At 42.5% G+C, this 7,660-nt stretch carries 7 protein-coding genes and 1 pseudogene; all 8 read left to right on the forward strand.

Annotation, left to right across the window (positions count from 1 at the left end):
* The first annotated feature begins 16 nt into the window (after positions 1-16).
* Positions 17-721 carry a CpsB/CapC family capsule biosynthesis tyrosine phosphatase gene (locus DW981_RS06705; protein WP_147352620.1) on the forward strand — a complete coding sequence of 235 codons (705 nt, stop codon included), beginning with the start codon at positions 17-19 and terminating at the stop codon, positions 719-721.
* The gene (locus DW981_RS06710) at positions 721-1,791 is read left to right on the forward strand and encodes an LCP family protein (RefSeq protein ID WP_118507187.1); all 1,071 of its coding nucleotides are present in this window, start codon (positions 721-723) and stop codon (positions 1,789-1,791) included. The genes DW981_RS06705 and DW981_RS06710 overlap by 1 nt, the downstream gene beginning before the upstream one ends.
* A gap of 105 nt (positions 1,792-1,896) precedes the next feature.
* Positions 1,897-2,730 carry a Wzz/FepE/Etk N-terminal domain-containing protein gene (locus tag DW981_RS06715; RefSeq protein ID WP_118507188.1) on the forward strand — a complete coding sequence of 278 codons (834 nt, stop codon included), beginning with the start codon at positions 1,897-1,899 and terminating at the stop codon, positions 2,728-2,730.
* A gap of 81 nt (positions 2,731-2,811) precedes the next feature.
* Entirely contained in the window at positions 2,812-3,567 is a 756-nt protein-coding gene (locus tag DW981_RS06720; RefSeq protein ID WP_118507189.1) for a CpsD/CapB family tyrosine-protein kinase, read from the forward strand.
* Positions 3,568-3,724: 157 nt separating this feature from the next.
* Entirely contained in the window at positions 3,725-4,249 is a 525-nt protein-coding gene (locus DW981_RS06725; protein ID WP_022024991.1) for a leucine-rich repeat domain-containing protein, read from the forward strand.
* Positions 4,250-4,611: 362 nt separating this feature from the next.
* A complete protein-coding gene (locus DW981_RS06730) occupies positions 4,612-6,063 on the forward strand; it encodes a sugar transferase (protein ID WP_118507191.1) in 1,452 nt (483 codons plus the stop codon).
* Between the two features lie 445 nt (positions 6,064-6,508).
* A complete protein-coding gene (loaP, locus tag DW981_RS06735; protein WP_118507192.1) occupies positions 6,509-7,285 on the forward strand; it encodes an antiterminator LoaP in 777 nt (258 codons plus the stop codon).
* Positions 7,286-7,339: 54 nt separating this feature from the next.
* A pseudogene (locus DW981_RS06740) lies at positions 7,340-7,660 on the forward strand (polysaccharide biosynthesis protein); the annotation flags it as partial.

Consider the following 7,660-nt stretch of genomic DNA (forward strand, 5'->3'; position numbering starts at 1 on the left):
GGAGGGAGATGACGACTTGATAGATTTTCACACACACATCTTGCCACGTATTGACGATGGGAGCGGCAGCTCACAGGAATCTTTAGAACTTTTGGCTCTTGAGAAAGAGCAGGGAGTTGATCGGATCGTTTTTACACCACATTTTTATGCGGGGAAGGATTCGGTAGAAAATTTTCTGGATCGACGTGAGAAATCATATCAACGCTTGCTGTTCCGAATGGAAGAGAAGGGCATCGAGCCTCCAGTATTTTACAAGGGTGCTGAGGTGTATTATTTCGCAGGCATGGGCAAAGCAGAGATGGTTCCGGAGCTTTGTATCGAAGGAACGAATATTCTCTTATTAGAAATGCCGTTTGCACAGTGGGATAAAGGAGTGGTTGAGGACGTAAAGTTTCTTGTACAGAAGCGAAAGCTTACCTTGATCATTGCACACATTGAGCGTTATTATCCATTTCAAAAAGACAAAAAATATTGGGAAGCCGTATTTGATCTTCCGGTGTATACGCAGATCAATACAGAGAGTTTCCTGTCATGGCGAACCAGACACAGGGCGCTTGGGTTTTTGAAATCCGGTGACCATGAGGTAATACTTGGATCGGATTGCCATAACATGAAAACGAGGCTGCCTAATCTGCAGGAGGGCAGAAATGTCATAGCCTGCAAGCTTGGTGCACAGTATTTGCAAGAAATTGATGCACTGGGAGAAAGGATCTTACCATAATGGAAGATAAGCGTGTAGGGAAGAGTAATCGATCGAAGGCGATATGTATTACGGTTATTGTACTGTTATGTATCGGTCTGACGGGTTTATTCTTAATGGAATATCGTTCCGGCAATACGAACCGGAAACAAAAAGGCTCGAAGAACCACACAGCAGAGCAAACGGAGCAGCCGATTGATTGGGATTCCCTTCAGAAAGTCAAACTTAACCATCATAAATACGGATTATTACATAAAGTAACTTCATGGTTGATCATCGGAACAGATGTCAGTGGCAATCAAGATGGCGTCGGCGAGGATTATCAGGGTGCCATGGCAGATTTCATGTTATTGGTCGTATTTGATGAGGAGAATCATTCCTATGGAATGTTGCAGCTTAACCGTGATACCATGACGGAAATTCATCTATTGGACAACAAAGGTGAAGGCGAGGCAACAGCAGATATTCAGTTGTGTACAGCACACTGGTATGGAGGTAATAGACAGCAGGGGTGTGAAAACACGATCACCGCAGTGTCTCATTTGCTTGGTGGCGTACCGATTGATGGTTATTATGAACTTCCAATGAAAGCGATACCGGTCCTTAATAAACAGGTTGGTGGTGTTACCGTAACGTTGGAAGACGACTTCTCAAGCGTGGATGCGGCAATGGTGAAGGGCAAGACAATCACATTATCAGATTCACAAGCGTTTCACTATATTCACGACCGTTATGGAGTTGGAGACGAAGAAAACACATCACGAATGAGAAGACAAAGACAGTATATGAGTGCATTTGCGGACAAGGCAAAGCAGAAGATTGCTGAAGATAATCAGTTCGCAGCAACATTACTCAATGCATTAGACTCATATGCAATATCTGAAATTAATCAAAATGATTTGATGCATTATTTAGACACAATTAATGAGTACCAATCCCAGGGAATGCTTACGATAGATGGCAAATTAAAGCTGGGCAAGGCGTTAGGAGATGGCTTAGAACACAGAGAATTTTATGCGGATGCAGCATCAATTGAGCAAATAGTCAAAAAATTATATCCGCTGATGGAACAGCCTAAGACAAATAAATAGCATTCTAATCTGCCATACAGAGTTCAAGAAATAGTGCTGAGGTAATAATGGCATATTATGGGAGATCAGAGATATACACAGAGCATGTTGATAAGGGGAGCTTAAATGAGTAAGTTAAGGGACAAGATTCAAATCCAGGACCAAGACAGCGAAGAAGTGGAAATTGACTTATTGGAGTTATTTCAATATTTTCGCTCACAAATTTTAATATTGATCATTGCATTGTTAGTCGGTGGTGTTGCTGCAGGAGTAATCACGCACTTCCTGATCACACCAAAGTATCAGGCAACATCAAAGTTATATGTAGTATCAGCATCCAATAACAAGATCGTTGATTTGAATGACTTGAACATCGGTACCTCTCTTTCGGAGGATTATACTGAGTTGATCAAGATCCGTCCAATCTTAGAGGATGTTATTAAGGAGTGCAACCTTGACTACGAATATGAGGAGCTGCTTGAAATGCTGACGATCGCACCGGTGGGTGAGACTCGTATTTTGGCGATCACGGTAGAGAGCACCTCAGCAAAAGAGGCAATGACGATCGCAAACAGCGTAGCAGCGACAGCGGTAACGTATCTGCCGAAGCTGATGGAGACAACGGCTCCGAACATTGCTGAAAAGGCAGTGCTTCCGGAAGGACCATGTTCGCCGAATCTGGTTAAGAATATCGCAATCGGTGCTATTGGAATGTTAGTGCTTGTGATGGCAGTGCTTACTGTATTATTCCTGATGGACGATACGATGCGATCTGCAGAAGAGGTTGAGAAAGCCTTTGGTGTAATGCCGCTTACCGTTATCCCTGAGGGTGATATTGCAGAAATTTCCGATAAAAGAGAGGAAGAGATCGCTAAGGAGAAGAAGAAAGCTCACAAAGAGCGCAAGAAAGCCAGAAAGCAAAAGAAAAAAGACGATCAGAAGCAAGAACAAAACAAATAATGCAGAAAGCACAGCGCTTATGCAGTCAATAAAAACGAAACAAACCGTTAGATAGCACGAAAACACAAAGGAGAGTGCGAGATGAATGAAGTAACCATAGGAAATATGCCGACGCTGCCATATGCAGTAGAGGAAGCGGTCAACAGACTGCGTATCAACATCAGTTTCCTGGGAAGCGATATTAAAAAGATTATGGTAATTAGTACTATGCCAGACGAGGGAAAATCGTTTGTAACGATGCAGCTTTGGCGTCAGATGGCAGAATCCGGAACACCGTCGATCCTGTTAGATGCCGACCTTCGTAAGTCCGTCATGACAGACAAATATGACATTACAATGAATGATGGCAGTGAAGTCTGGGGTACTTCTTATATATTGGCACATGACATCCCAATTCAGGATGCTGTGTTACATACACAGATATCCGGTGGAGATATTCTGCCGAATGTCAAAAACGTTGTCAATCCATCCATGTTGATGGAGAGCAAACAGTTTGAAAATATGTTGAATACTATGGCTGATATGTACCGCTACGTATTCATCGATGCACCTCCACTCAACCTCGTATCCGATGGCGAGAAGATCGGTTCCCTCTGTGATGGAGCGATTCTCGTAGTACGTGGTGGGTTTACACAGAAGAAAATGGTGCGCAACTCCATTCGACAGCTGGAAAGAGCAGGCTGTCCGGTACTTGGTATCGTACTTAACCGTGTCGGTGGTAACCGAGGAAGCTATTACTACAAGAAGTATGGCGGCAAGAAATACGGTTATGGATATGGTTACGGCTATTATGGCAGTAACAGCAAGGGTAATGAATATTATTACGCCTCCAAGTAATTATGGGCTGTCAGCATTGGTGTTATTGACACCTCAATGATATGACAGCAGAGAGTGAACCAATCGGTTCATATGACTATGCTGGGTCTACTGTTCCTATTTTGGGGGAACGGTTTACTCATAGATGATTCCGAATACGAAAGGAGGGAAAATGACAATGAAGGCAATGAAGAAAGTATTAGTAAGTGCTTTAGCAGCAGCATTAGTAGTTACAGCAGCAGCTCCTGCAGGTGCAGCTACATCTCCAGTAAAGGCTCCAAAGGCTATTAATGGAAAGGCTACCGTTAAGGGTGTTACTGTTAAGACTTCCAAGAAGGGTACAGCAACTGTTACAGCTGTTAAGTCTAAAAAGGCTACAGTTAAGGTTGCAGCAACTATCAAGGTTAAGGGTGTAACATACAAGGTTACTGCTATCGGCGCAAATGCATTCAAGAACTGCAAGAAGGTTAAGAAGATTTCCGTAGGAAAGAACGTTAAGACCATCGGCAAGAATGCATTCAAGGGCTGCAAGAAGCTCAAGACTATCACTTTAGCTAACAAGAAGGTTACCATCAAGAAGGGTGCTTTTGCTGGTCTTAACACAAAGAAGATCACTATTAAGGCTCCTAAGATGAGCAAGAAGGCTCTCAAGAAGTTCAAGAAGGCTCTCAAGAAGGCAGGCTTCAAGGGTAAGGTAAAATAATTTATCGTACCGTCTAAGGTGAGTGTCGGGGCAGGTTGTTTGCAAATCGGAGAAATCTGATTTGTAAGCAATTTGCTTTTTTTCAAAATAAGAGGTTATTCATGTTGCAGACCATGATAATGGTTAACTGCACTGGTGACAGGGGCGTATAAGACAATAGATATCTGAACATTAATAAGAACAAAAAAGTCACATCAGTGGGTATAATGATAGCAGTTTATGATAAATTCAACTGCAAGAGAATGAAATTGAAAATAATTCTGTAGGAAATAACCTATAGTTTATATGTAGTATAGATGACAACGAATGGTAAGGCGTGGGGAACATAAGCGTATCGCTACAGATAAAAGGAAGGTGAGAGAATGTACAGACGTAAAGCAAAAGGCTGGTATAAACATATCGACTTTATAATATTAGACATAATCTGTTTGGAACTCTCATTCTTAATTGCATATGTTATTCGTCATGGTGCGGTGAATCCGTATCATTTTCAACTATATCGTAGTGCAGCGATCGTGCTTGGATTTATTGATTTTGTATTGCTCTTTGTATGCAATACATGCAAAAATGTATTAAAGCGCGGAATGCTTCAGGAACTGTATGCAACCGTCAAACATGATGTGTACGTCATTTTGGCGTTTACTCTATATTTGTTTGCAGTGCAAAACGCACAGCCATTCTCGCGAATCGTGCTGTTTCTGTGTGCCGCATTTTACATGCCGATTTCTTATGTGACAAGGCTTATTATGAAAGAAGCGGTCAACAAGATGCATCGCAGTGGTGATAAACCGGCATTACTTATCGTATCGACGTCGGATGCCATATACGAGACGTTGAAAACGATGGGGGACACATATTATCAGCTATATACGGTGCGCGGTATCGTTATATTAGATAAAGATATGATCGGCAAGCAGATCAAAGGTATTCCGGTCGTAGCGTCAGAAAGCACCGTCATAGAGTATGTCTGCAGGGGTTGGGTGGATGAATTATTTATGGCGTGTCCTCATAATTATAAAACGCGCAGGGAGTTGGTGGCACAGTTCGTCGATATGGGCATCGTCGTGCACGAAAACTTGTTTGAAAACAAGGAACTCATTCTTAATCGTCAGATGGTAGAGCATATGGGCGGTTATACTGTGCTAACGACAACCTTAAACTATGCATCCGGCAGAGATTTGTTCCTCAAGCGATTGATCGACATTTGCGGAGGAATTGTTGGATGTATCATTACCGGAATCTTATTTGTAATCCTGGCACCGTTAATCTATATTCAGTCGCCGGGACCGATCTTCTTCGCACAGGAGAGAGTCGGTAAGAACGGTAAGCGATTCAAGATCTATAAGTTCCGCAGTATGTACCTCGATGCAGAGGAGCGCAAGCAGGAGCTTATGGAGCAAAACCGTGTAGAAGACGGCATGATGTTTAAGCTGGAGTTCGACCCTCGTATTATCGGCTGCAAAAAGCGTGCTGATGGCACGATCAAGAAAGGGGTCGGTAACTATATCAGAGACTGGAGTCTCGATGAATTTCCACAGTTCTTCAACGTACTTAAAGGTGATATGAGCATCGTTGGAACACGTCCACCAACAATGGACGAATGGGGAAAATACGAAATCCATCACCGTGCAAGACTTGCAACCAAACCGGGAATCACCGGAATGTGGCAGGTCAGTGGACGAAGTGATATCACCGACTTCGAAGAAGTCGTGGCACTCGATACGAAGTACATCAATGACTGGAGCATTGGACTTGATATTAAGATCCTGTTCAAGACGGTGTTGGTCGTGCTGCATCGTGAAGGTGCAATGTAGGTGAGAGTGGTTAGGTGATCACATCTTGAGAGTGTGAAGCTATGTAAGAGTGGTTATGGTGCGGCTTGTGAAAGCGGCCGCTTCATGATATAAATATTATACGTTGTGTTTTGAGAAGTGTGCCTTTCCCGAGGTACACTCTCAAAGTATCTAAGCGCAATTGCCTGTAGAGACGCGTCCATGCAAGCAGCGTATACGTAAGTTACAAAAATCTGATTGAGTAATCGTCGCATTGTCGCGTTATGAGAGTAGGATGGTTATATTTGCTGATGATTTTCTATTCATTGCTTATTTTTTTGGAGCATTTGATAGGAAGTGGCGGAGCATACCCTTTTTTCGGTACATAATACCGGAATTGTACCAATTCTTCAATATGTGAAATGCGACAGCACAGATCAGAACATGATTTGTGCTTTTTTCGTATATAAATGAATGGAGGATTCGTATGTGGTATGTAATGCAGGTGCAGACAGGTAATGAAGAAATGATCATAAAGTTGTGCGAGCAGGTGATCAATACCAAGAAGTATGAACGGATCTTCCTGCCGAAATGCGTAACACTTAAGAAACGTCGTGGCGAGTGGAAAGAACTGATCCAGACGCTCTTTCCCGGCTATATCTTTATTGATACCGACGAGAATCGCATTACAGACATTATCCGTGCCTGCTATGCGATTCCGGAAGTGACGAAAGTGCTTCGCAGCGCCGAGAACTTTACGCCGATCCATGAGTTAGAACAGACATATCTGCGGGGAATGATGGATGACGAAGACATCGTACGACCATCGGTCGGCTACCAGGTTGGCGAGCACGTTGAAATCCTAAGCGGTCCACTTCGCTATGGACATGCTAAGATCTGCTACGTCGATCGCCATAAGCGTGTTGCAGAGATCGAAGTCGAACTCTTTGGCAGATACACAAAAGCAAAAGTCGCACTCGAAGTCATTGGCAAAACAACCGAAGAAAACTTACGTGAAGAAAAACTAAAGCAAGAACAACAACGTGATATTACAAAGCAACAAGAGCAACAACAATTTCAAAAGACCATGGAAAGCTGGAAAGCAGGAGATACCGTTCAAATTACAAGCGGTACGTTTGAAGGTATGGAAGGCACATTCGTCAGCGTGGATGCCAAACGACAGGAGGTAAAAGCGAAGATCCAGTTGTTTGAACGGGAGACGGAAGTAGTGCTGGGGGTTGAGGAAGTTGTGGTTGTGGGGTGAGATAGACTAAAATAGGATGTTTAATTGATCACATTATTGTAATAGAGGTGAATAATGATGGGGAATAATCATGGCAGTTGTAAAATAGGATTTATTGCTTCGTCAGGGGGACATTGGGAGGAACTTATGTGCTTAAAAGAAATTGCTAAAACATACAATAGCTTTTTCGTAACTGAAGAAGGTGGACAAGCAAAGGATACAAATTTACAGAATATATATATATTGAAGCAAATCAATCGACGCGAGAAAGCTTTTATAATACATTTTATAAAATTATTTATTGAATCAGTCAAAATCCTTAGGAAGGAAAAACCAGATTATATTATTACGACTGGTGCATTGATTGCATATCCATTTTGTGTATTATCCAAAATA

This window comes from Clostridium sp. AM49-4BH (assembly GCF_003478335.1).
In the GTDB taxonomy this organism is placed as follows: Bacteria; Bacillota; Clostridia; order Lachnospirales; family Lachnospiraceae; genus Butyribacter.